The 22,428-nt window shown below is 68.7% G+C and carries 20 protein-coding genes; 15 read left to right on the top strand and 5 right to left on the bottom strand.

What is annotated here, in order from left to right:
- The first annotated feature begins 570 nt into the window (after window positions 1–570).
- Genes pyrR through pyrF form a run of 7 tightly spaced genes read left to right on the top strand, consistent with a single transcriptional unit; the run spans window position 571 to window position 9,225 of the window.
- Complete coding sequence (gene pyrR, locus AC5Y4F_RS13405) at window positions 571–1,155, top strand: bifunctional pyr operon transcriptional regulator/uracil phosphoribosyltransferase PyrR (RefSeq protein WP_499997206.1); 585 nt, start codon at window positions 571–573, stop codon at window positions 1,153–1,155.
- The gene (locus AC5Y4F_RS13400; RefSeq protein ID WP_067932321.1) at window positions 1,152–2,111 is read left to right on the top strand and encodes an aspartate carbamoyltransferase catalytic subunit; all 960 of its coding nucleotides are present in this window, start codon (window positions 1,152–1,154) and stop codon (window positions 2,109–2,111) included. Before pyrR ends, AC5Y4F_RS13400 begins: the two co-directional genes overlap by 4 nt.
- Window positions 2,108–3,412 (top strand): dihydroorotase, encoded by a 1,305-nt coding sequence (locus tag AC5Y4F_RS13395; protein WP_499997204.1) that lies wholly within the window; start codon window positions 2,108–2,110, stop codon window positions 3,410–3,412. Before AC5Y4F_RS13400 ends, AC5Y4F_RS13395 begins: the two co-directional genes overlap by 4 nt.
- The gene (locus tag AC5Y4F_RS13390) at window positions 3,409–3,912 is read left to right on the top strand and encodes a PH-like domain-containing protein (protein ID WP_499997202.1); all 504 of its coding nucleotides are present in this window, start codon (window positions 3,409–3,411) and stop codon (window positions 3,910–3,912) included. The genes AC5Y4F_RS13395 and AC5Y4F_RS13390 overlap by 4 nt, the downstream gene beginning before the upstream one ends.
- Window positions 3,909–5,030, top strand: a complete 1,122-nt coding sequence (gene carA / locus AC5Y4F_RS13385) for a glutamine-hydrolyzing carbamoyl-phosphate synthase small subunit (RefSeq protein ID WP_067932315.1) — start codon at window positions 3,909–3,911, stop codon at window positions 5,028–5,030. Before AC5Y4F_RS13390 ends, carA begins: the two co-directional genes overlap by 4 nt.
- Entirely contained in the window at window positions 5,030–8,404 is a 3,375-nt protein-coding gene (gene carB / locus AC5Y4F_RS13380; protein ID WP_499997201.1) for a carbamoyl-phosphate synthase large subunit, read from the top strand. Before carA ends, carB begins: the two co-directional genes overlap by 1 nt.
- Window positions 8,401–9,225, top strand: a complete 825-nt coding sequence (gene pyrF / locus AC5Y4F_RS13375) for an orotidine-5'-phosphate decarboxylase (protein WP_499997200.1) — start codon at window positions 8,401–8,403, stop codon at window positions 9,223–9,225. The genes carB and pyrF overlap by 4 nt, the downstream gene beginning before the upstream one ends.
- Before the next feature lie 13 nt (window positions 9,226–9,238).
- Here the strand turns inward: pyrF and AC5Y4F_RS13370 are convergent, their stop codons facing one another.
- A complete protein-coding gene (locus AC5Y4F_RS13370; protein WP_067932309.1) occupies window positions 9,239–9,661 on the bottom strand; it encodes a TOBE domain-containing protein in 423 nt (140 codons plus the stop codon).
- Between the two features lie 597 nt (window positions 9,662–10,258).
- Between AC5Y4F_RS13370 and mihF the strand changes: the two genes are divergently transcribed.
- From mihF to metK, 5 genes are all read left to right on the top strand, one after another.
- Window positions 10,259–10,573 carry an integration host factor, actinobacterial type gene (gene mihF / locus AC5Y4F_RS13365; RefSeq protein ID WP_007171927.1) on the top strand — a complete coding sequence of 105 codons (315 nt, stop codon included), beginning with the start codon at window positions 10,259–10,261 and terminating at the stop codon, window positions 10,571–10,573.
- Between the two features lie 88 nt (window positions 10,574–10,661).
- Window positions 10,662–11,333 (top strand): guanylate kinase, encoded by a 672-nt coding sequence (gene gmk, locus AC5Y4F_RS13360; protein ID WP_156749975.1) that lies wholly within the window; start codon window positions 10,662–10,664, stop codon window positions 11,331–11,333.
- 66 nt (window positions 11,334–11,399) lie between these two features.
- Complete coding sequence (rpoZ, locus tag AC5Y4F_RS13355) at window positions 11,400–11,726, top strand: DNA-directed RNA polymerase subunit omega (protein WP_067932305.1); 327 nt, start codon at window positions 11,400–11,402, stop codon at window positions 11,724–11,726.
- A 23-nt stretch (window positions 11,727–11,749) separates the two neighbouring features.
- A complete protein-coding gene (coaBC, locus tag AC5Y4F_RS13350) occupies window positions 11,750–13,015 on the top strand; it encodes a bifunctional phosphopantothenoylcysteine decarboxylase/phosphopantothenate--cysteine ligase CoaBC (protein WP_067932303.1) in 1,266 nt (421 codons plus the stop codon).
- A 93-nt stretch (window positions 13,016–13,108) separates the two neighbouring features.
- Window positions 13,109–14,320: a methionine adenosyltransferase gene (metK, locus tag AC5Y4F_RS13345; protein ID WP_067932301.1), complete on the top strand. Its 1,212-nt coding sequence runs from the start codon at window positions 13,109–13,111 to the stop codon at window positions 14,318–14,320.
- Here the strand turns inward: metK and AC5Y4F_RS13340 are convergent.
- Genes AC5Y4F_RS13340 through lipI form a run of 3 tightly spaced genes read right to left on the bottom strand, consistent with a single transcriptional unit; the run spans window position 14,317 to window position 17,801 of the window.
- Window positions 14,317–15,831 (bottom strand): flavin-containing monooxygenase, encoded by a 1,515-nt coding sequence (locus tag AC5Y4F_RS13340; RefSeq protein ID WP_067932299.1) that lies wholly within the window; start codon window positions 15,829–15,831, stop codon window positions 14,317–14,319. The two genes, metK and AC5Y4F_RS13340, sit on opposite strands and share 4 nt — an antisense overlap.
- Before the next feature lie 10 nt (window positions 15,832–15,841).
- Entirely contained in the window at window positions 15,842–16,804 is a 963-nt protein-coding gene (locus AC5Y4F_RS13335) for an alpha/beta hydrolase (RefSeq protein WP_499997196.1), read from the bottom strand.
- Between the two features lie 4 nt (window positions 16,805–16,808).
- Complete coding sequence (gene lipI, locus AC5Y4F_RS13330; protein ID WP_499997195.1) at window positions 16,809–17,801, bottom strand: esterase LipI; 993 nt, start codon at window positions 17,799–17,801, stop codon at window positions 16,809–16,811.
- On the opposite strand from lipI, the gene AC5Y4F_RS13325 reads away from it, so the two are divergent.
- The 3 genes from AC5Y4F_RS13325 to AC5Y4F_RS13315 all read left to right on the top strand — a co-directional run bounded on the left by AC5Y4F_RS13325 (window position 17,800) and on the right by AC5Y4F_RS13315 (window position 21,274).
- Window positions 17,800–18,570: a lysoplasmalogenase gene (locus AC5Y4F_RS13325; RefSeq protein WP_067936601.1), complete on the top strand. Its 771-nt coding sequence runs from the start codon at window positions 17,800–17,802 to the stop codon at window positions 18,568–18,570. The two genes, lipI and AC5Y4F_RS13325, sit on opposite strands and share 2 nt — an antisense overlap.
- Before the next feature lie 77 nt (window positions 18,571–18,647).
- Window positions 18,648–20,660, top strand: coding sequence for a primosomal protein N' (locus tag AC5Y4F_RS13320; RefSeq protein ID WP_197520609.1), 2,013 nt, complete (start codon window positions 18,648–18,650; stop codon window positions 20,658–20,660).
- Window positions 20,661–20,788: 128 nt separating this feature from the next.
- Window positions 20,789–21,274, top strand: a complete 486-nt coding sequence (locus AC5Y4F_RS13315) for a MarR family winged helix-turn-helix transcriptional regulator (RefSeq protein ID WP_067936603.1) — start codon at window positions 20,789–20,791, stop codon at window positions 21,272–21,274.
- A gap of 226 nt (window positions 21,275–21,500) precedes the next feature.
- Here AC5Y4F_RS13315 and AC5Y4F_RS13310 read toward each other — a convergent pair whose 3' ends face one another.
- Window positions 21,501–22,328, bottom strand: coding sequence for a class I SAM-dependent methyltransferase (locus AC5Y4F_RS13310; RefSeq protein WP_067936607.1), 828 nt, complete (start codon window positions 22,326–22,328; stop codon window positions 21,501–21,503).
- Window positions 22,329–22,428 lie beyond the last annotated feature (100 nt).

The raw sequence follows: 22,428 nt of genomic DNA, 5'->3' as shown, positions 1-22,428 counted from the left end.
CGTTCATCGGAATCGGCGGCGCTGACGTGCTGCCCACCAACTTGGCGGACCCGCCGCCGACGGTCGACCCGACGCGCGGTGGACCCGACGCCCACGGTGGACCCGTCACGTCATCGCCGGACGACGTTTGCTGCGAAAGACCCAAACCCAGGCGAGCGTCTGGCACTGCAAAATCGGCCTGACTGTGGGCCCATCAGGCCGCGCCGCACCTGGCCCCAGCCGCCTCCGCCGACTTAGCCGCCCCGCGTTCTTCACTCACGTCCCACCCGACTCTCGCCGAGTGGACACGATTTGTGCCCGCCTTTCAGCGACAAAACACGCATACGGTCCACCCGCGACACGCACCGCACTCGACTTGACCCCCCAACGCGCCTTGTCGCTGTGAGGCGGGCACACGCAGTGTGTCCCTTTTCCGGGACTGATGGGGCCCATGTGACTGACGCGGGTGAGGGGGCGACGGGCGTCCCATGTGCCAGGCGCAGCCGTGCTCGAAATAAGTGCTACGCTGCCACGCAGTCGACATCCTTTAACGATCCGTCCGGCGAGGCGGAGAAGGAGGTCAAGTTTCGTATGGGTGCTGCGGGTGACACCGGCTGTCACGCTGGTAAAGGCAGCGATTCCCGGGAGTTGATGTCGGCGGCCGATGTGAGCCGCACCATTTCCCGCATTGCACATCAGATCATCGAAAAGACCGCGCTGGACGGTCCCGACGCGCCGCGGGTGGTGCTGCTGGGCATCCCGACCCGCGGTGTCATCCTCGCCGACCGGCTGGCGGCCAACATCGCCGAATACAGCGGCGTGGAGGTCGGCCACGGCGCTCTGGACATCACGCTCTACCGCGACGATTTGATGCAAAAACCGCCGCGGCCGCTGGAAGCCACCGCCATTCCGGCCGGCGGCATCGACGACGCGTTGGTGATCCTGGTCGACGACGTCTTGTACTCGGGTCGCTCGGTGCGTTCCGCGCTGGACGCGCTGCGCGACGTGGGCCGGCCGCGGGTGGTGCAGCTGGCGGTCCTGGTCGACCGCGGCCATCGCGAACTGCCGCTGCGGGCCGACTATGTGGGCAAGAACGTCCCCACCTCACGCGCCGAGAGTGTGCGCGTTCTGCTGAGCGAGACCGACGGCCACGACGGGGTGGTGATCTCACGATGACGCGCCATCTGCTGGCCGCGGGCGATTTGAGCCGCGACGACGCCACCGCCATCCTTAACGACGCCGACCGGTTCGCGCAGGCGCTGGTGGGCCGGGAGATCAAGAAGCTGCCGACGCTGCGCGGCCGCACCATCGTCACGATGTTCTATGAGAACTCGACGCGCACCCGGGTGTCCTTCGAGGTTGCCGGGAAATGGATGAGCGCCGACGTGATCAACGTCAGCGCGTCCGGATCGTCGGTGGGCAAAGGGGAGTCGCTGCGCGACACCGCATTCACACTGCGTGCCGCCGGCGCCGACGCGCTGATCATCCGGCACCCGGCGTCCGGCGCCGCGCATCTGCTGGCGGACTGGACCGGCGCGAAGGACGACGGGGGACCGTCGGTGATCAACGCCGGCGACGGCACCCACGAGCACCCCACCCAGGCGCTGCTGGACGCGCTCACCATTCGTCAGCGCCTGGGCGGCATCGAAGGCCGTCGCATCGTGATCGTCGGCGACATCCTGCACAGCCGGGTCGCCCGCTCCAACGTGATGCTGCTGCACACCCTGGGCGCCGAGGTAGTGCTGGTCGCGCCCCCGACGCTGTTACCCGTCGGCGTCGACGGCTGGCCGGTCACCGTATCGAACGACTTCGACGCCGAGCTGCCCGCCGCCGACGCGGTGCTGATGCTCCGGGTGCAGGCCGAGCGGATGAACGGTGGGTTCTTCCCGTCGGTGCGCGAATACTCCTCGCTGTACGGGCTTTCCGATCGCCGCCAGGCGATGCTGCCCGGCCATGCCGTGGTGCTGCACCCGGGCCCGATGCTGCGCGGCATGGAGATCGCCTCGTCGGTGGCCGACTCATCCCAATCGGCGGTGCTGCAACAGGTTTCCAACGGTGTCCACGTGCGAATGGCGGTGCTGTTCCATGTGCTGGTCGGCACCGAATCAGCCGGAGAAGAGGGTGCGGCGTGAGCGTGCTGCTGCGCGGGGTTCGGTTGTACGGCGAGGGCGACCGCGTCGACGTGCTGGTCGATGACGGCCAGATCGCCGACATCGGTACCGGTCTCGACAGGACCGGCGGCCTCCAAGAAGACCTGGACGTGATCGATGCCACCGACCACGTGCTGCTGCCCGGCCTGGTGGACTTGCACACCCATCTGCGCGAGCCCGGGCGGGAATACGCCGAGGACATCGAAACCGGCTCGGCCGCAGCGGCTTTGGGTGGATACACGGCGGTGTTCGCGATGGCCAACACCAACCCGGTCGCCGACAGCCCGGTGGTCACCGATCACGTCTGGCATCGGGGCCAACAGGTCGGCCTGGTCGACGTGCACCCGGTGGGCGCCGTCACCGTCGGACTGGCCGGCAAAGAGCTCACCGAGATGGGCATGATGGCGGCGGGAGCCGCGCAGGTGCGGATGTTCTCCGACGACGGCATCTGCGTGCACGACCCGCTGGTGATGCGCCGCGCCCTCGAATACGCCACCGGCCTGGGCGTGCTCGTCGCCCAGCACGCCGAAGAGCCGCGGCTGACCGTCGGCGCCGTCGCCCACGAAGGGCCGACCGCCGCCCGGCTGGGCCTGGCGGGATGGCCCCGGGCTGCCGAGGAATCGATCGTCGCCCGCGACGCCCTGCTGGCCCGCGACGCCGGCGCCCGGGTGCACATCTGCCACGCCTCTACCGCGGGCACCGTCGAGATCGTGAAATGGGCCAAGGAACAGGGGATCTCGATCACCGCCGAGGTCACGCCGCACCATCTGATGCTCGACGACAGCCGGCTGGCAAGTTACGACGGGCAAAACCGGGTCAACCCGCCGCTGCGCGAAGCCGCCGACGCGGTGGCGTTGCGCCAAGCGCTTGCCGACGGTGTCATCGACTGTGTGGCCACCGACCACGCCCCGCACGCCGAGCACGAGAAATGTGTGGAGTTCTCCGCGGCGCGTCCCGGCATGCTGGGACTGCAGACGGCGCTGTCGATCGTGGTGCACACGATGGTCACCCCGGGGCTGCTGAGTTGGCGAGACCTCGCCCGGGTGATGAGTGAAAACCCCGCACGCATCGCGCGCCTGCCGGATCACGGCCGACCGCTGGAGGTGGGGGAGCCCGCCAACCTCACGGTGGTGGATCCCACGTCCTCGTGGACCGTCGCCGGGTCCGACCTGGCCAGCCGGTCGGCCAACACGCCCTACGAGGCGATGACCCTGCCCGGCACCGTGACCGCCACGTTGCTACGGGGCAAGGTGACCGCCCGAGATGGGAAGTCGCCGGCATGAACTCGGGCACACTGGTGGGATCGCTGATCTTCGCTGCCGTCGTGGTGGTCGTGATCGCCGTGGCGATCCAGCTGATGATGCGGAGCTGGCAGCGTCGCTCACAGCAGCAGGCGGAGCTGATCGGGGCGTTGCCCGAGATTCCGGACCGAGTCGGGGCGGCGACCATCACCACCCGCGGCCACTATTGCGGTTCCATGATGGCGCCGGGCTGGAGTGAGCGGATCGCCGCCGGCGATCTGGGTTTCCGTAGCAAAGCGGTGCTGACCCGCTATGCCGGCGGAATCATGGTGGATCGCGTACGGGCCCAACCCATTTGGATCCCACAGGACTCGATCACGCACATCCGCATAGAGCGCAGGATGACCGGCCGGATTGGAATCCTGGCGATCCGCTGGCGGCTGCCCTCGGGCGTCGAGATCGACACCGGCTTCCGGGCGAACCACCGTAACGAATACGACGCCTGGCTCGAATCGGACCATGAGGAGGAGCGGCGTTCGTGAGCAAAGCACAACTGGTACTCGAGGACGGCCGCGTCTTCACCGGCACGCCGTTCGGCAAGGTCGGTCAGACGCTGGGCGAGGCCGTCTTTTCCACCGGCATGTCCGGCTACCAGGAGACGCTGACCGATCCCAGCTACCACCGGCAGATCGTGGTGGCCACCGCGCCCCAGATCGGCAACACCGGTTGGAACGGCGAGGACGCCGAGAGTCGGGGTGACAGGATCTGGGTCGCCGGCTATGCGGTGCGCGATCCGTCGCCGCGGGCGTCCAACTGGCGGGCCACCGGAACCCTGGAGGACGAACTGGTCCGTCAGCACATCGTGGGGATCGCCGGCATCGACACCCGCGCCGTGGTCCGGCATCTGCGCACCCGCGGCTCGATGAAGGCGGGGGTGTTCTCGGGTGACGCGCTCGCCGATACGGACGAACTGCTGCAGCGGGTGCGCGGTCAGCAGTCGATGCTCGGGGCCGACCTGGCCGGCGAGGTCAGCACCCCGGACACCTACATCGTGGATCCCGAAGGTGCACCGCGGTTTACGGTGGCCGCGCTGGACCTGGGGATCAAAACCAATACGCCACGCAACTTCGCGCGTCGCGGCGTCCGGACCCACGTGCTGACATCATCGGCGACCTACGAGCAGATCGCCGACATCAAGCCGGACGGCGTATTCCTGTCCAATGGCCCCGGGGACCCTGCCACCGCCGATCACATCGTCGGTGTCACCCGCGAGGTGCTGAGCACGGGAATCCCGTTGTTCGGCATCTGTTTCGGCAATCAGATCCTGGGCCGGGCGCTGGGTCTGTCCACCTACAAGCTGGTGTTCGGTCACCGCGGCATCAACATCCCGGTGATCGACCACGCCACCGGCCGGGTGGCGGTCACCGCACAAAACCACGGCTTCGCGCTCGAGGGCGAGGCCGGCCAGTCCTTCGACACGCCGTTCGGACAAGCCATCGTCAGCCACACCTGCGCCAACGATGGTGTGGTCGAAGGAGTCAAACTCGCGGACGGACAAGCCTTTTCGGTTCAGTACCACCCGGAGGCCGCGGCCGGCCCGCACGATGCGGAGTACCTGTTCGACCAATTCATCGAGCTCATGGCAGGGGAGGGCCGCTAGTGCCACGTCGCACCGACCTCAACCACGTGCTGGTGATCGGCTCGGGGCCGATCGTGATCGGGCAGGCCTGCGAGTTCGACTACTCGGGCACCCAGGCCTGCCGGGTGTTACGCGCGGAGGGGCTGCAGGTCAGCCTGGTCAACTCCAACCCGGCCACCATCATGACCGACCCGGAGTACGCCGACCACACCTACGTCGAGCCCATAACCGCCGCTTTCGTCGAGAAGGTGATCGCCCAGCAGGCCCGGCGCGGCAATAAGATCGACGCGCTGCTGGCCACCTTGGGTGGGCAGACAGCGCTGAACACCGCGGTCGCGCTGTACGAGAACGGCGCGCTGGAACGTCACGGCGTGGAACTCATCGGGGCCGACTTCGACGCCATTCAGCGCGGCGAGGACCGGCAGATGTTCAAGGACATCGTCGCCAAGGTTGGTGGTGAATCGGCCCGTAGCCGAGTGTGTTTCACCATGGAAGAGGTGCGCGAGACGGTCGAGGAACTCGGCCTGCCGGTCGTGGTGCGACCCAGCTTCACCATGGGTGGCCTGGGCTCGGGGATGGCGAGGTCCGTGGAGGAGGTCGACCGGATGGCCGGCGCAGGGCTGGCCGAAAGCCCGAGCGCCAACGTCCTGATCGAGGAATCGATTTACGGCTGGAAGGAATTCGAGCTCGAGCTGATGCGCGACGGCAACGACAACGTGGTCGTGGTGTGCTCGATCGAGAATTTCGACCCGATGGGCGTGCACACGGGTGACTCGGTGACCGTCGCCCCGGCGATGACCCTGACCGACCGGGAATACCAGCGGATGCGGGATTTGGGGATCGCGATCCTGCGCGAGGTCGGGGTGGACACCGGGGGCTGCAACATCCAGTTCGCGATCAACCCGTCCGACGGCCGGCTGATCGTCATCGAGATGAACCCCCGGGTGTCGCGGTCGAGTGCGCTGGCGTCCAAGGCCACCGGCTTCCCGATCGCCAAGATCGCCGCCAAGCTGGCCATCGGGTACACCCTGGACGAGATCGTCAACGACATCACCAAGGAAACGCCGGCCTGCTTCGAGCCCACCCTGGACTACGTCGTGGTCAAGGCGCCGCGGTTCGCGTTCGAGAAGTTCCCGGGCGCCGATCCCACCCTGACCACCACCATGAAGTCGGTCGGGGAGGCAATGTCGTTGGGCCGCAACTTTGTTGAGGCGCTCGGCAAGGTGATGCGGTCACTGGAGACCACCCGTGCCGGTTTCTGGACCAAACCGGATGACCCGGGGGCGCAAAAGGGGGCGGCCGAGGTGCTGACCCGGCTGCGGACGCCGACCGAGGGTCGGCTCTACGACATCGAACTGGCGCTGCGGCTGGGCGCCTCGGTGGAACAGGTCGCCGAGGCCAGCGGTGTGGACCCGTGGTTCGTCGCGCAGATCAACGAGCTGACCGAACTGCGTGCCGAGCTGATCGCCGCCCCGGTGCTCGACGCCGACCTGTTGCGGCGCGGTAAGCACAGCGGGCTGTCGGACCGCCAGATCGCTGCGCTGCGGCCCGAATTGGCCGGCGAGAACGGCGTGCGGTCGCTGCGCGAGCGGCTGGGCGTGCACCCGGTGTACAAGACGGTCGACACCTGCGCGGCCGAGTTCGAGGCCAAGACGCCGTATCACTACAGCAGCTACGAGCTGGATCCCGCGGCCGAGACCGAGGTGGCGCCGCAGACCCAGAAACCCAAGGTGTTGATCCTGGGTTCCGGGCCCAACCGCATCGGCCAGGGCATCGAATTCGATTACAGCTGTGTTCACGCGGCAACGACGTTGTCGCAGGCCGGGTTCGAGACCGTGATGATCAACTGCAACCCGGAGACGGTGTCCACCGACTACGACACCGCCGACCGCCTGTACTTCGAGCCGTTGACCTTCGAGGACGTCCTCGAGGTGTTCCGCGCCGAGCAGCAGTCCGCGGGTGATGGCCCGGGGGTGGCCGGGGTGATCGTGCAATTGGGCGGCCAGACTCCGCTCGGGCTGGCCCAGCGCCTCGCCGACGCGGGCGTGCCCATCGTCGGCACCCCGCCGGAGGCCATCGATCTGGCCGAGGACCGCGGCGCCTTCGGCGACGTGCTCGCCGGGGCCGGCCTGCCGGCGCCGAAGTACGGGACCGCAACGACTTTCGCGCAGGCCCGGCGAATCGCCGAAGACATCGGCTACCCGGTGCTGGTGCGCCCCTCGTACGTGCTGGGCGGTCGAGGCATGGAGATCGTTTACGACGAGGAGACGTTGCGGGACTACATCACCCGCGCCACCGAACTCTCACCCGAGCATCCGGTGCTCGTCGACCGCTTCCTCGAGGACGCGGTGGAGATCGACGTCGACGCGCTGTGTGACGGCACCGAGGTGTACATCGGCGGCATCATGGAGCACATCGAGGAGGCCGGAATCCACTCCGGTGACTCCGCGTGCGCGTTGCCGCCGGTGACGCTGGGCCGCAGCGACATCGAGAAGGTGCGCCGTGCGACCGAGGCCATCGCGCACGGCATCGGTGTGGTGGGCCTGCTCAACGTGCAGTACGCGCTCAAGGACGACGTGCTGTATGTCCTGGAGGCCAACCCACGGGCCAGCCGCACGGTACCGTTCGTGTCGAAGGCCACCGCGATCCCGCTCGCCAAGGCGTGTTCCCGAATCATGTTGGGCGCCAGTATCTCCCAGCTACGTGAGGAGGGGATGTTAGCGGCGTCCGGCGACGGCGCACATGCGGCGCAGAACGCCCCGATCGCGGTCAAGGAGGCCGTGCTGCCCTTCCATCGCTTCCGTCGCGCCGACGGGGCCGCCATCGACTCGCTGCTGGGCCCGGAGATGAAATCCACCGGTGAGGTGATGGGAATCGACCGCGACTTCGGCAGCGCCTTCGCCAAGAGTCAGACCGCCGCCTACGGGTCGCTGCCCGCGCGGGGCACCATCTTCGTGTCGGTGGCCAACCGGGACAAGCGCTCCCTGGTTTTCCCCGTGAAACGGTTGGCCGACTTGGGATTCCGCGTTCTTGCTACCGACGGAACGGCGGAGATGTTGCGCCGCAACGGGATTCCTTGCGACGAGGTGCGCAAGCACTTCGAGGACCCGCAACCGGGGCGTCCGGAGATGTCGGCGGTCGACGCCATCAGGGCGGGTGAGGTCGACATGGTGATCAACACGCCCTACGGGAACTCCGGGCCACGCATCGACGGATATGAAATTCGTTCGGCCGCGGTGTCGGTCAACATCCCCTGCGTCACCACGGTGCAGGGCGCCTCGGCCGCCGTCCAGGGCATCGAGGCGGGCATCCGCGGCGACATCGGCGTGCGCAGCCTGCAAGAACTGCACAGCCAGATCGGTCAGGGCGGCCGGCCCGGTAACGGGGACCGGTGACCGGGTTCGGCGTCCGGCTCGCGGAGGCGAAAGCCCAACGCGGGCCGCTGTGCGTGGGCATCGACCCCCATCCCGAGCTGCTCCGCGCCTGGGACCTGCCCACGACCGCCGACGGGCTGGCCGCCTTCTGCGACATCTGCGTCGAGGCGTTTTCCGGATACGCGGTGGTCAAACCCCAGGTCGCGTTCTTCGAGGCCTACGGCGCCGCGGGATTCGCGGTGCTGGAACGCACCATCGTGGCCTTGCGATCGGCCGGGGTGCTGGTGCTCGCCGATGCCAAACGCGGCGACATCGGCACGACGATGGCGTCCTATGCCGCCGCGTGGGCGGGTGATTCGCCGCTGGCCGCCGACGCCGTGACGGCCACTCCGTACTTGGGGTTCGGCTCGCTGCGGCCGCTGCTGGAGACCGCCGCGGCGCACGACCGCGGGGTGTTCGTGCTGGCGGCCACGTCCAACCCCGAGGGCGCCACGGTGCAGCGTGCCGCCTTCGACGGGCGCACGGTGGCCCAGCTGGTCGTTGACCAGGCGGCGGTGGTGAACCGGTCCGCGACCCCGTACGGGCCGGGATACGTCGGCGTGGTCGTCGGTGCGACGGTGTTGCAGGCGCCCGATCTCAGCAAGCTGGGCGGTCCGGTCCTGGTGCCCGGCCTTGGCGTGCAGGGCGGGCGGCCCGAGGCGCTCGCCGGGTTGGGCGGCGCGGAACCCGGGCAGCTGCTGCCAGCTGTCGCCCGCGAGGTGTTGCGGGCCGGGCCGGGCGTGGCGGAATTGCGGGAGGCGGCCGACCGCATGCTGGACGCGGTCGCCTACCTGGCGGTGTGATCCCGGTTGACGTCTAGTCCGACGTGAGTGCGGTGCTGGGACTGGCGGTTTCGACGATGACGGTGGTGGCCTTGACGACGGCCACCGCGACGCTGCCGGGACGCAGCTGCAATTCCTCGGCGGCTTCGGTGCTCATCAGTGACACGACGGTGAACGGACCGCACTGCATCTCCACCTGGGTCATCACCTTGTCGCTGACCACCGACGTGACCAGCCCGACGAAGCGGTTCCGGGCCGAGCTGCCGATGCTGAGCGGGTCCGCCGGCGGGGCGGGCGCGTTGGTGCGGGAGAAGTGCGCCAAGTCCTCGCTGGCGATCACCTTGCGGCCGGCGGCGTCGTGACCGACCGTCAATGTGCCCTGGTTGATCCAGCGCCGCACGGTGTCGTCGCTGACTCCGAGTAGCTCAGCCGCCTGGCGAATTCGCAGGTTGGACACTCGTCGATCGTATCGGATTCCGTATTGCCGATTAGCTGAAATGAGCGGGCAAAGCAGCGTACGGCCGGCGGCCAGGAGTGCGGCAGAGCGCCGAGGGTGCCTGCGGTGCCCGACGCACGGATTCGCGGCCGCAGCGCCCTCGAGGCCCCTTTGCGTCCCGCTGAAACCGATGCGCCGCGCCAAACGCCGCGTTGGCCTGCCGTTTGACCACGTCGCGACACGCGCGACACGCCGCAACAAATCCGTGATCCCCCGCACCGGGCCGGAGCACTGCCCGCCGGGCCCTTATCCGGACGGCACGGCCGGCCCGCCCGCTATCCCGCTCTGCAGACAAAACCGCAGCTAGGAGGCCTAGAAGAGTGCCAAAACGGGTTGGGCGCCGACGCCACGACGGCGCCACAGGCGACCGTCGTTCGTGCCCGGTAAAGCGCCGCTTTGGCTCGCCGCACGCCGGCCCATGCTGGGACTTTGCCCCCTTAAGCAGGGGGTCGGGTTAGATTTCGTCAGGAGGCCTGAGTACGGTCGTCTCCGCTGGCAGAAGTGCCGGCGGGACAAAATGAGATCGATTGAATGTGATTGATCAGATACGGAGGAATCGTGGCCCTTCCCCAGTTGACCGACGAGCAGCGCGCGGCCGCGTTGGAGAAGGCGGCTGCCGCACGTCGAGCGCGAGCAGAGCTTAAGGACCGCCTGAAGCGTGGTGGCACCAACCTCACCCAGGTGCTCAAGGACGCCGAGACCGACGAAGTCCTGGGCAAGATGAAGGTTTCCGCGCTTCTCGAGGCGTTGCCCAAGGTGGGCAAGGTCAAGGCGCAGGAAATCATGACCGAGTTGGAGATCGCCCCCACCCGCCGTCTGCGCGGTCTCGGCGATCGTCAGCGCAAGGCCCTGCTGGAAAAGTTCGGCTCCTAACCCGGCCGCCGACGATGCAGGCCGAATGGCCTGAGGAGAAGGCGGGCAATCCGATCCGGGCCGTGGGCGCATCGACCCAGGAGCGCCTGTGAGAACCGGCGGGGGACCGGACGTCCAGCACGGGACACGTCCCGAACCATCAGGTAACGGACGTGTGGTCGTGCTGTCCGGTCCCTCAGCGGTCGGCAAGTCGAGCGTGGTCCGGTGCCTGCGTGAGCGGGTCCCGGACCTGCACTTCAGCGTCTCGGCTACGACGCGCGCGCCGCGGCCCGGCGAGGTCGACGGTGTGGACTACCACTTCGTCACCCCGGCCCGCTTCCAGCAGCTCATCGACGAGGGCGCCCTGCTGGAGTGGGCGGAGATCCACGGGGGACTGCACCGATCCGGCACCCTGGCCGAGCCGGTTCGGGCCGCCACCGCCCGCGGATTTCCGGTTCTGATCGAGGTTGACCTGGCCGGGGCCAGGGCCGTGAAGAAGGCGATGCCCGAGGCGCTGGCGGTCTTCTTGGCGCCGCCCAGCTGGGAAGACCTCGAGGCCAGGCTCGTCGGCCGCGGCACCGAGACACCCGAGGCCATGCAGCGGCGGCTGGAGACCGCCCGGGTCGAAATGGCGGCCCAAAACGACTTCGATCGGGTGGTCGTGAACAGCGAATTGGAATCGGCCTGCTCGGAATTGGTATCCTTGCTGGTGGGAACTGCGCCGGGCCTACCCGACCCGTCGGGTCAGTCCAACAGCCGGACCACATCCCAGCACGATTGACTACCGAATTTTTCAGTATCTTTCAGCGGCGACGAGCCGCTCCGATCCGCCAGGAGATCAACCTAAGTGAGTATTCCGCAGTCCGACGCGGCACTGACCGCCGTCCCCGACCGGTTCGATCCGTCCGCCGGGGGGCCGGGCGCATACGACACCCCGCTGGGCATCACCAACCCGCCCATCGATGAGCTGCTGGACCGCGTTTCGAGCAAGTACGCCCTGGTGATCTACGCCGCCAAGCGAGCCCGTCAGATCAACGATTACTACAACCAGCTCGGTGAGGGCATTCTCGAATACGTCGGCCCGCTGGTCGAGCCGGGGCTACAGGAGAAGCCGTTGTCGATCGCGATGCGCGAGATTCACGGCGACCTGCTCGAGCACACCGAGGGCGAGTAACCGGGCCGGGCCGGGCGCGCGCCGTGGACAACCGCGATCGGGTCGCGAAAAAAGTAATCGTCGGCGTCTCCGGCGGTATCGCCGCCTATAAGGCGTGCACCGTCGTTCGTCAGCTCGCCGAGGCCGGTCATTCGGTTCGCGTCATCCCGACCGAGTCCGCGTTGCGTTTCGTCGGGGCCGCCACATTCGAGGCGCTCTCCGGCCAGCCGGTGCACACCGGCGTCTTCGACGACGTGCCCGAGGTCCCGCACGTGCAGCTCGGCAAGCAGGCCGACCTGGTGGTGGTGGCGCCGGCCACGGCGGACCTGCTGGCCCGGGCGGTCCACGGCCGGGCCGACGATCTGCTGACCGCCACCCTGCTGACCGCGCGATGTCCGGTGCTGTTCGCGCCGGCGATGCACACCGAGATGTGGTTGCACCCGGCCACCGTGGACAACGTGGCCACGTTGCGTCGCAGGGGAGCGGTAGTGCTCGAACCCGCCGCCGGCCGGCTCACCGGGACGGACAGCGGGTCGGGTCGGCTACCCGAAGCCGAGGAGATCACCACCCTGTCTCACCTGCTGCTCGAACGCCAGGACGCGCTGCCCTACGACCTCTCCGGCTGCAAGATGCTGGTGACGGCCGGGGGGACCCGCGAGGCCGTCGACCCGGTGCGCTTCATCGGCAACCGCAGCTCAGGCAAGCAGGGTTATGCCGTGGCGCGGGTGGCTGCCCAGCGCGGCGCGGACGTCACGCTGATCGCCGGGCACACCGCCGGGCTGATCGATCCCGCCGGCGTCGAGGTGGTCCACGTCAGCTCGGCCGAGCAGCTGGGCGACGCCGTGGCCAAGCACGCGTTTGAGGCGGACGTGTTGGTGATGGCCGCCGCGGTAGCCGACTTCCGGCCGGCCCGGGTTGCGGCCGCCAAGATCAAAAAGGGTCCGAAGGACCAAGACCAGCCGCCCACGATCGAGTTGGTCCGCAATGACGACGTGCTGGCCGGCGCCGTGCGGGCACGAGCCAATGGCGAGCTGCCCAACATGCGCGCCATCGTGGGATTCGCTGCCGAAACCGGCGACGCCAACGGGGACGTGCTGTTTCACGCCCGAACGAAGCTGCGCAACAAGGGTTGTGATTTGTTGGTCGTCAACGCGGTGGGCGACGGCAGGGCCTTCGAGGTGGACAACAACGACGGCTGGCTGCTGGCGGCCGACGGTACCGAGTCGGCGCTGCAACACGGCTCCAAGACATTGATGGCCAGTCGTATCGTGGATGCGATCGCCGCGTTCCTGCACGGGGGCAGCGGGTAGAACGGTCGAGTTTCTCGGCACCGGACCAGGTGCTGGCGGGCCGACGCCAGTCGATATAATTCGGCTAACTAACTAATTGGAAGGATCGGCATTGTGAGCGAAAAGGGTCGCCTGTTTACCAGTGAGTCGGTGACTGAGGGACATCCCGACAAGATCTGTGACGCGATCAGCGACTCGGTCCTCGACGCCCTGCTGGCGCAGGATCCCAACTCACGTGTCGCGGTCGAGACGCTGGTCACCACCGGACAGGTGCACGTGGTGGGCGAGGTGACGACCACCGCCAAGGAGGCGTTCGCAGACATCACCAACACGGTTCGAGAGCGCATCCTCGCCATCGGCTACGACTCGTCGGACAAGGGCTTTGACGGCGCGTCCTGCGGCGTGAACATCGGTATCGGCGCGCAGTCGCCCGACATTGCCCAGGGCGTCGACACCGCCCACGAGGCGCGCGTCGAGGGCGCCGCGGACCCGCTGGACGCCCAGGGCGCCGGTGACCAGGGCCTGATGTTCGGCTATGCGATCAACGACACCCCCGAGCGGATGCCACTGCCGATCGCGCTGGCCCACCGGCTGTCACGCAAGCTCACCGAGGTCCGCAAGAACGGCACGCTGCCCTACCTGCGGCCCGACGGCAAGACGCAGGTCACCATCGAGTACGAGGACGACGTTCCGGTCCGGCTGGACACCGTGGTCGTATCCACCCAGCACGCCGACGGCATCGACCTGGAGCAGACGCTGGATCCCGACATCCGGCAGCACGTGCTCAAGGCCGTGCTCAACGAACTGGCCCACGACACCCTGGACTCGTCGGCGACGCGGGTGCTGGTCAACCCGACCGGCAAGTTCGTCCTCGGCGGCCCGATGGGCGACGCGGGCCTGACCGGCCGCAAGATCATCGTCGATACCTACGGCGGATGGGCCCGCCACGGCGGCGGCGCCTTCTCCGGCAAGGATCCCTCCAAGGTGGACCGGTCGGCGGCCTACGCGATGCGCTGGGTGGCCAAGAACATCGTCGCCGCGGGGCTGGCGGAGCGTGTCGAGGTGCAGGTGGCCTACGCCATCGGCAAGGCGGCCCCGGTGGGTCTGTTCATCGAGACGTTCGGCACCGCGACGGTCGACCCGGTGAAGATCGAGAAGATCGTTCCAGAGGTGTTCGATCTGAGGCCCGGCGCGATCATCCGCGACCTGGACCTGCTGCGCCCGATCTACGCACAGACCGCCGCGTACGGGCACTTCGGCCGCACCGATGTCGAACTGCCCTGGGAGCAGCTGAACAAGGTCGACGAACTCAAGCGCGCGATCTAGGCGCCGGTGGACCGCTGGCCGGTGAACCGGTAGTCGTCCAAGTTGAACCGTCGGCTGCGCCAGTACACCTCGGGAGTGGTGCCCGGGCGCAGTGGCACGTCGCCGTTCTTGTCGAAGTAGTAGCTGTTCGCCAGCTTGCAGCTGTCTTGCCAGAAGATCTGCCGATGCCGCCGACGCATCATCTCGGCGAAGTAGCGGTCGTTGGCCTCCTCGCTGACCTCGACGCGGGTCGCCCCGATGCGCTTGGCCCGCTTGAGGCAGCGCACGATGTGATGCGTCTGCGCCTCGATGAGCGCGAAATACGAAGAGCCGACGTAACCGTACGGGCCGAACACGGTGAAGAGGTTGGGGAAGCCGGGCACGGTGACGCCCTCGTAGGCCTGCAGTCGGTGCTCGTCCCAGAACCGGCTCAACGACTTTCCGCCGCTTCCGGTCACCGCGAACGTGGGCACGTTGTCGGGGTCCATCACCTTGAAGCCGGTCGCCAGGATCAGCACGTCGATCTCGTGATTCTCGCCGTCGGTGGTGGCCACCGCGTCGGGCGTGATCTTGTCGATCGGCTTGGTCACCAGCCGCACGTTGTCGCGATTGAACGTGGCCAGGTAACCGTTGTGGAAACCGGGGCGTTTGCAGCCGACGGCGTACTTCGGGGTGAGCTGTTCGCGCACGCTCGGATCCCGAACCTGTTGCCGCAGATAGGACTTTCCCAGCGAAGCCATCCGCTTGGCCAGCGGGATGACCGTGAAGTAGTGCGCCGAGATTGGGAAGGTGAGCTCCACGTAGGCCTGGCTGAGCAGCCGCTGCAGGAGTCTGCCGCCGGGGATTCGCATCGCCCAGCGCGCGGGTGCGGGCAGGGGGACGTCGAACTTCGGGAAACACCAGATCGGCGTGCGCTGAAATACGGTGAGCGACGACACGATTGGCGCGATTTCGGGAATCACCTGCACGGCCGAGGCGCCGGTCCCGATCACCGCGACGCGCTTGCCACGCAAGTCCTGGCCGTGATCCCACCGCGCGGTGTGCATGGTGATGCCGCCGAACGAGTCCACGCCGTCGATGTCAGGCAGGTTGGGCACCGTCAGAACGCCGCAGGCGCTGATCACGAACCGAGCCGTGATTTCGCCCGCCGGGTCGGTCTGCACGCGCCACAGGTTTTGTTCGTCGTCGAACTCGGCGGTTTGCACCTTGGTGTTGAACCGAATCCGCGATCTCAGACTGTACTTGTCGGTGCAGTGTTCGGCGTAGGCCTTGAGCTCTCGGCCCGGCGCGTAGGTGCGCGACCAATGCCGGCTCTGCTCGAACGAGAACTGGTAGGAGAACGACGGAATGTCCACGGCGATACCCGGATACGTGTTCCAGTGCCAGGTACCGCCGACCCCGTCGCCGGCTTCGATCACCAGGTAATCGGACAGCCCGACCCTATCGAGGGTGATGGCCGCACCGATGCCGGAGAATCCGGCGCCGATGATCAGCGTATGAAAGTCGGGCGTTTCTGCTTCGTGGTCGACCATCGTTGCCTGCCTAGGGGTGCAGAGCCTTGCAGAGCGCAGCCAGCCCACGCTCGGCGGCCTCGGCGGCGGCGGGTATCGCCAGCGCGAAACTGACGAAACCGTGCACCAGGGTGGGCTCGTTACTCAACTCGACCGGCACGCCCGCGGCGTCCAGCAGCTCGGCGTAGCGGGCGCCGTCATCGCGCAGCGGATCGTGTCCGGCGGTGGCGATGTACGCGGGCGCCAGCCCGGACAGGTCCGCGGCGTTCGCCGGAGCGATGGTGGTGGGCAGCGACTTCGGGTCGCTGATATCGAGGCCCTGCACGTACCAGGACAGCAACGCATCGATGACTTCCCGGTTCAGGATCGGCGCCTCGGCGTTGTCGGCGAACGACGGCAGGGACAGATCCGCGGTGACGGTCGGGTACCACAGCAACTGGAACCGCAGTTCGGGCCCGCCGTGCTCGCGGGCCAGCAGTGCCGTCACCGCGGCGAGGTTGCCGCCCGCCGAGTCGCCGGCCACGGCGATGTTGTTCGGGTCGCCGCCGAGCCCGGCCGCGTTGTCGGCTACCCATTGCAGGGCCGCCCAGCAGTCGTTCACGCCCGCTGGGAACGGGTGCTCGGGCGCCAGTTGGTAGCCGACGGACACCACGATGGCCTCGGCGCCGACGGCGTGCGCGCGGGCGACCGGGTCGTGAGTGTCCAGGTCGCCCAGGCAAAACCCGCCGCCGTGGTAGAAGACGACCACAGGCAATGACGTGAGGTCGCTGTCGGGCCAGTAGATACGCACCGGGATGTCGGCGAGCTCGCCGTGGGAGATGGTGCGGTTCGCAATCCGCAGGTCCGGCAGCATACTCGTGGGAACCTTGAGCAGCCGGAGCCGCTTTCGGGCGACCTCGACGCCGTCGGCCTCGCGAAAGGTCATCGGATAGGCGTCGAGCAACGTCTTGAAGGTCGGATCGATGCCGGGGCGGGCGGTGGTCGGCTCGCTCATGCGTTCACCGTACGCCGCGGGGTGATCGGTGCAGGGCCGTGTGCAGCGCGGTCAGTCCGGCCTCGAGCGCAGCGGTGGCGGCGGGCACTACCCCGGCATAGCCCAGGTAGCCGTGCACCAGCGTCTCGGCGTTGTGCACGTGGGCGGCGACGCCGGCGGCGGAAAGCAACCCGGCGTAGCGGATGCCGTCGTCGCGCAGTGGGTCGTACCCGGCGACGGCGACGTAGGCCGGTGCCAGGTTGCTGAGGTCCTTCGCGCGCCCCGGCGCCATGTCCGGCGGGGGGTCGGACATATTGACTTCGCCCGCGTACCAACGGGAGAACGCCGCGACGGACCTGGCATCCAGGATCGGCGCGGCGGCGTTTTCGGTGAACGACGGCAGCGACGCGTCCCACATGGTCGAGGGATACCACAGCAGCTGGAACACGATCGGCAAAGCGCCGCTGTCGCGCGCTCGCTGCGCCACCGCGGCGGAGATGGTGCCGCCCGCCGAATCTCCGGCGACGGCGATCCGGTTCGGATCGCCGCGCAGTTCGGTCGCGTTCTCTGCGACCCAAAGCGTTGCGGCCCAAGCGTCTTCGACGGCGGCGGGGTAGGGGTGCTCGGGGGCGAGCCGGTAGTCGACGGCCACCACGATCGCGTCGGCGCCCACCGCGTGCTGACGCGCCGTGCCGTCGTGGGTTTCCAGGTCGCCTATGACGAAGCCGCCACCGTGAAAATAGAGCAACACGGGAGCGGTGGCGCCCTGCTGATGATCGTCGGAATAGCTTGGTGGCCAATAGATCCGGAGAGCTATAGACCCCACGGGGCCTGGAATCGTGCGGTCCTCGACCCGCAGCTCGGGATGCGGCGGCCGGCGCGGCAGGTCGCGGAACCGCTGGCGCGCTGCGCCGATACCGTCCTCAGTGGATAGCCGGAAGGGAACCGCATCCAGTACCTTCTGCAGGATGGGGTCGATAGCGGGTTTCTCGTCGGCTGTGTTATCCAAGCTGGGCATGGACGTACCGTACGCACCTCGCCTGGTGGCCGGCGCCTGGGTGGTGGCCGGCTGGGTGGCCCTCGGCTATGGCATCTACCTGACCGTGCTGGCGCTGCGCTCGCCACCGGGAATCGAGTTGACCGGTCACTGGGTGTTGCAGCCCGCGTTCAAGGCCTCGATGGCGTTCCTGCTGGCCCTGGCCGCGGCCGGGCACGCCAAGGTCGGCGAGCGGCGGTGGCTGATGCTGGCGCTGCTGCTCTCGGCCATCGGCGACTGGGTGCTGGCGATTCCGTGGTGGTCGCTGTCCTTCGAGGTGGGCCTGGCGGCATTCCTGTTGGCGCACTTGTGTTTTATCGCCGCGCTGCTGCCGCTGGTTCCGGCGCTCTCCGGGGACTCGGAGGATGACCGCCCGACGACCGTGCGCATCGTGGCGGTGGTCCTGATGTGTGCGGCCTCGGTCGCGTTGCTGGTCTGGTTCTGGCCGCACCTGGGCACCGACAAGCTGACGCTTCCGGTCACGGTCTACATCGTGGTGCTGACCGCGATGGTGTGCACGGCCCTGTTGGCGAAACTGCCGACGATCTGGACGGCGATGGGGGCGTTGTGTTTTGCGGCCTCGGATTCGATGATCGCGATCGGGCGCTTCATCCTCGGCAACGAGGCTCTGGCGGTGCCGGTCTGGTGGTCGTACGCGGCCGCCCAGATCCTGATCACGGCCGGCTTCTTCTTCGGCCGCGAGCTTCCGGCTGAACCCGCCGGGGAGGCCCCGGCGCCCGCCGAGAGCTGACTGTCACCGGTGCCCGGTACGCTGCGGACCGGACGGTAAACATTGGATGACAACATGATTCGCGGTCCGGAGACGCCGTGAGTCCGAATGCGCGCAGGCCCGTCGAGGTGGAGCCCATAGCCCGGGTGCTGCCGATGCTGTCGGTGCCGCACCTGGACCGGGAATTCGACTATCTGGTGTCGGCCGAGCAATCCGACGACGCCCAGCCTGGGGTGCGGGTGCGGGTGCGTTTCCACGGCCGGCTGGTCGACGGGTTTGTGCTGGAGCGCCGCAACGACACCGATCACACCGGCAAGCTGGGCTGGCTGGATCGCGTCGTGTCGGCCGAACCGGTGCTCACCCCGGAAATCCGCCGGCTGGTCGATGCAGTGGCCGCGCACTACGCCGGCACCCGCCCCGACGTGTTGCGGCTGGCGGTGCCGGCCCGGCACGCCAGGGTGGAGCGGGAACCCGCGGTCAGCCGCGACGCCGCGGTCCCGAAGCCCGTCGATCCGAACGCCTGGGGCGGTTATGGCCGGGGCGCTCAGTTCCTGGCCGCGCTCGCCGAATCACGGGCCGCCCGGGCCGTCTGGCAGGCGCTTCCCGGCGAGTCGTGGACCGACCGGTTCGCCGAGGCCGCCGCGGAAACGGTGCGGACCGGCCGCTCGGTGCTGGCGATCGTTCCCGACCAGCGCGACCTGGACGCGCTGTGGCGGGCCGCGACGACGCGGATCGACGAGGCCAGCGTGGTGGCCTTGTCGGCCGGCCTGGGGCCGGCGGCCCGGTACCGGCGGTGGCTGGCGGCGCTGCGCGGCTCCGCACGAATGGTGATCGGCACGCGCAGCGCGGTGTTCGCACCGCTGAGCGATCTGGGGCTGGTCATGGTGTGGGCCGACGCCGACGACAGCCTGGCCGAGCCGCGCGCGCCGTATCCGCATGCCCGCGAGGTGGCGATGCTGCGCGCCCATCAGGGCCGGTGCGCGGCGCTGATCGGCGGCTACGCGCGCACCGCCGAAGCCCACGCGCTGGTGCGCAGCGGCTGGGCCCACGACATCGTCGCCGCGCGGCCGGTGGTGCGGGCCCGCACGCCGCGAGTGATCGCCTTGGATGACACCGGCTACGCCGACGAGCGCGACCCGGCGGCGCGCACGGCACGCGTTCCGTCCATCGCGCTGCGCGCCGCCCGCTCGGCGCTGCAGGCCGGGGCGCCGGTGCTGGTGCAGGTGCCGCGGCGGGGGTACATCCCGGCGCTGGCTTGCGCGCGGTGTCGCACGATCGCCCGTTGCCGGCACTGCACGGGCCCGCTGTCGTTGCAGGAGGGTGGCGCCGCACTGCTGTGCCGCTGGTGCGGCCGCGTCGACCCGACGCGACGGTGCGCGCGTTGCGGGTCCGACGCGGTGCGCGCCGTCGTCGTCGGCGCGCGCCGTACCGCCGAGGAATTTGGCCGCGCGTTTCCGGGCACGGCGGTGATCACGTCGTCGGGCGAGGCTGTGGTACCCGAGGTCGCGGCCGGTCCGGCCCTGGTGGTGGCCACCCCGGGCGCCGAGCCGGCGGCGTCCGGCGGTTATGGTGCGGCGCTGTTGTTGGACACCTGGGCGCTGCTGGGCCGCCAAGACCTGCGCGCGGCCGAGGATGCGCTGTGGCGCTGGATGACCGCCGCCGCGCTGGTGCGTGCCCGCGGCGACGGCGGCGTGGTGATGATTGTCGCCGAATCATCGCTTCCCACGGTGCAATCGCTGATCCGGTGGGATCCGGTGGGTCATGCGGAGGCCGAAGTGGCCGCGCGGACCGAGGTCGGGCTGCCGCCTAGCGTGCACATGGCGGCCGTCGACGGGACGGCGGGCGCGGTGACGGCGCTGCTCGACGAGGCCCGCCTGACCGATCAGGAGTCTCTGCACGCGGATTTGCTTGGGCCGGTGGACCTTCCGGCCGGCGTGCGCCGCCCGGCCGGAACTCCCGCCGGCGCCGCGGTGACGCGAATGCTGGTGCGCGTGCCCCGCCACCAGGGCCTGGCGCTGGCGGCGGCGCTGCGGCGCGGCATCGGCGTGCTCAGCGCCCGGCAAACCCGTGAGCCGGCCCGGGTGCAGATCGACCCGCTGCACATCGGTTGACCTTCACCAACCATTACCCTAGGCGACAATATGTGCATGCAATAATCTCTTTTTACGACATTAGAGTGTTGCTACACTTTCTAATCCTTAGCCGCCGAAAGGCCGGAAACCATCCGGGAAGGGGCGTTATGGCAGCGGATCACGCCGCGGTGGACGAGTCGTTGGACGTCATCACCGATGCCCTACTGACGGCCTCCCGTTTGCTGATGGCCATCTCGGCGCGTTCCGTCGGACAGGTGGACGAGACGATCACCATCGCGCAGTTCCGGACGTTGGTGATCCTGTCCAATCGCGGCCCGGTCAATTTGGCCACCCTGGCGGGTCTGCTGGGTGTGCAGCCGTCGGCCACTGGCCGGATGGTGGACCGGCTGGTTGCCGCCGGGCTGATCGACCGGTTGCCGCACCCGACCTCGCGGCGCGAACTGCTCGCCGCGCTCACCGCGCGCGGCCGCGACGTCGTCCACCAGGTCACCGCGCACCGGCGCGCCGAGATCGCGGCCATCGTGGCGAAGATGCCGCCGCCCGAGCGGCACGGCCTGGTGCGGGCCCTGACCGCCTTCACCGCTGCCGGCGGCGAGCCCGACGTACACCTGGACGCCGAGATCGACCTGTAGCGGCTGTGGCGATCGCGAGCGCGGCGGAGCCGGGTGAAGCGGGTCGCCACCGGCGGGTCTAGTGGCGATCGCGAGCGCGGCGGAGCCGGGTGAAGCGGGTCGCCACCGGCGGGTCTAGTGGCGATCGCGAGCGCGGTGGAGCCGGGTGAAGCGGGTCGCCACCGGCGGGTCTAGTGGCGATCGCGAGCGCGGCGGAGCCGGGTGAAGCGGGTCGCCACCGTTGGGTCTAGTCGCTCCGCTTTCGGGCGGTCAGCAGCAGGTACTCCCACCCCATGGTCCCGTTGACCAGGTGGTGCTGCGCGAGTTCGACGAGCTGCGCGTCGAGTTCGGCGGCCAGCACCCGGTTGTGGCCGATGTTCGCGTATGCCTCGATTGTCGGCCCGTAGTGTCGCTTGAAGTAGGTGTGCACGGCCTCGGCGCTGTCAAAGCGGTTGACCGCCAACATGTCTCGTGCCGTGGTTATCTCGGTGATCTGGTCGCCGAGCAGCGCGGCGACGTAGCCGGGGCGCCCCCAAAGTGCCGCCGGCGGCACGGGGTGCGACAGGCTCGGCCGGTAGGGCCGAATGGTGGCGAGCATCCGGCCGAAGAACCCCTCGGGAGTCCAGCTGATCACGCCGATCGTGCCGCCGGGGCGACAGACCCGGGCCAGCTCGGCGGCGGCGCGCTGCTGGTCGGGGGCGAACTGCACGCCGATCGCGGACATGACGACGTCGAACTCGCCGTCGCCGAAGGGCAGTGCATGGGCGTTGGCTTCCCGGTAGTCGATGGTCAGGCCGCGTGCCTCGGCCCTGGCCTGCGACCGCCGCAACAACTCCGGGGTGAGGTCGGTGGAGACCACGGTGGCGCCCGCCGCGGCCGCCGGCAGCGAGATGTTGCCCGAGCCGGCGGCGACGTCGAGGACTCGTAGGCCGGGACGGATGCCGGTGGCTTCGACCAGCGCGGGCCCGAGCGGGGCCATCACTTCCTCGGCCATCAGGGCGTAGTCGCCCAGCGCCCATACCGTGCGATGCGTTGCGGCCACGGAGGCGTCACTGATCGAAGTGTCGACGGTCATCTGGAGCTCCTTGAAGAGAGGGGAAGGATTGTCTTTCGACCTCGTTGTCGACCCGATCAGCGGTGCGGCTCACACCGGCAGATAATGGCTTCTAGCAATA

Source organism: Mycobacterium sp. NGS56 (assembly GCF_059812425.1).
The sequence above is the reverse complement of the archived record's forward strand: the minus strand, read 5'-3'. Positions and strand labels throughout refer to the sequence as shown.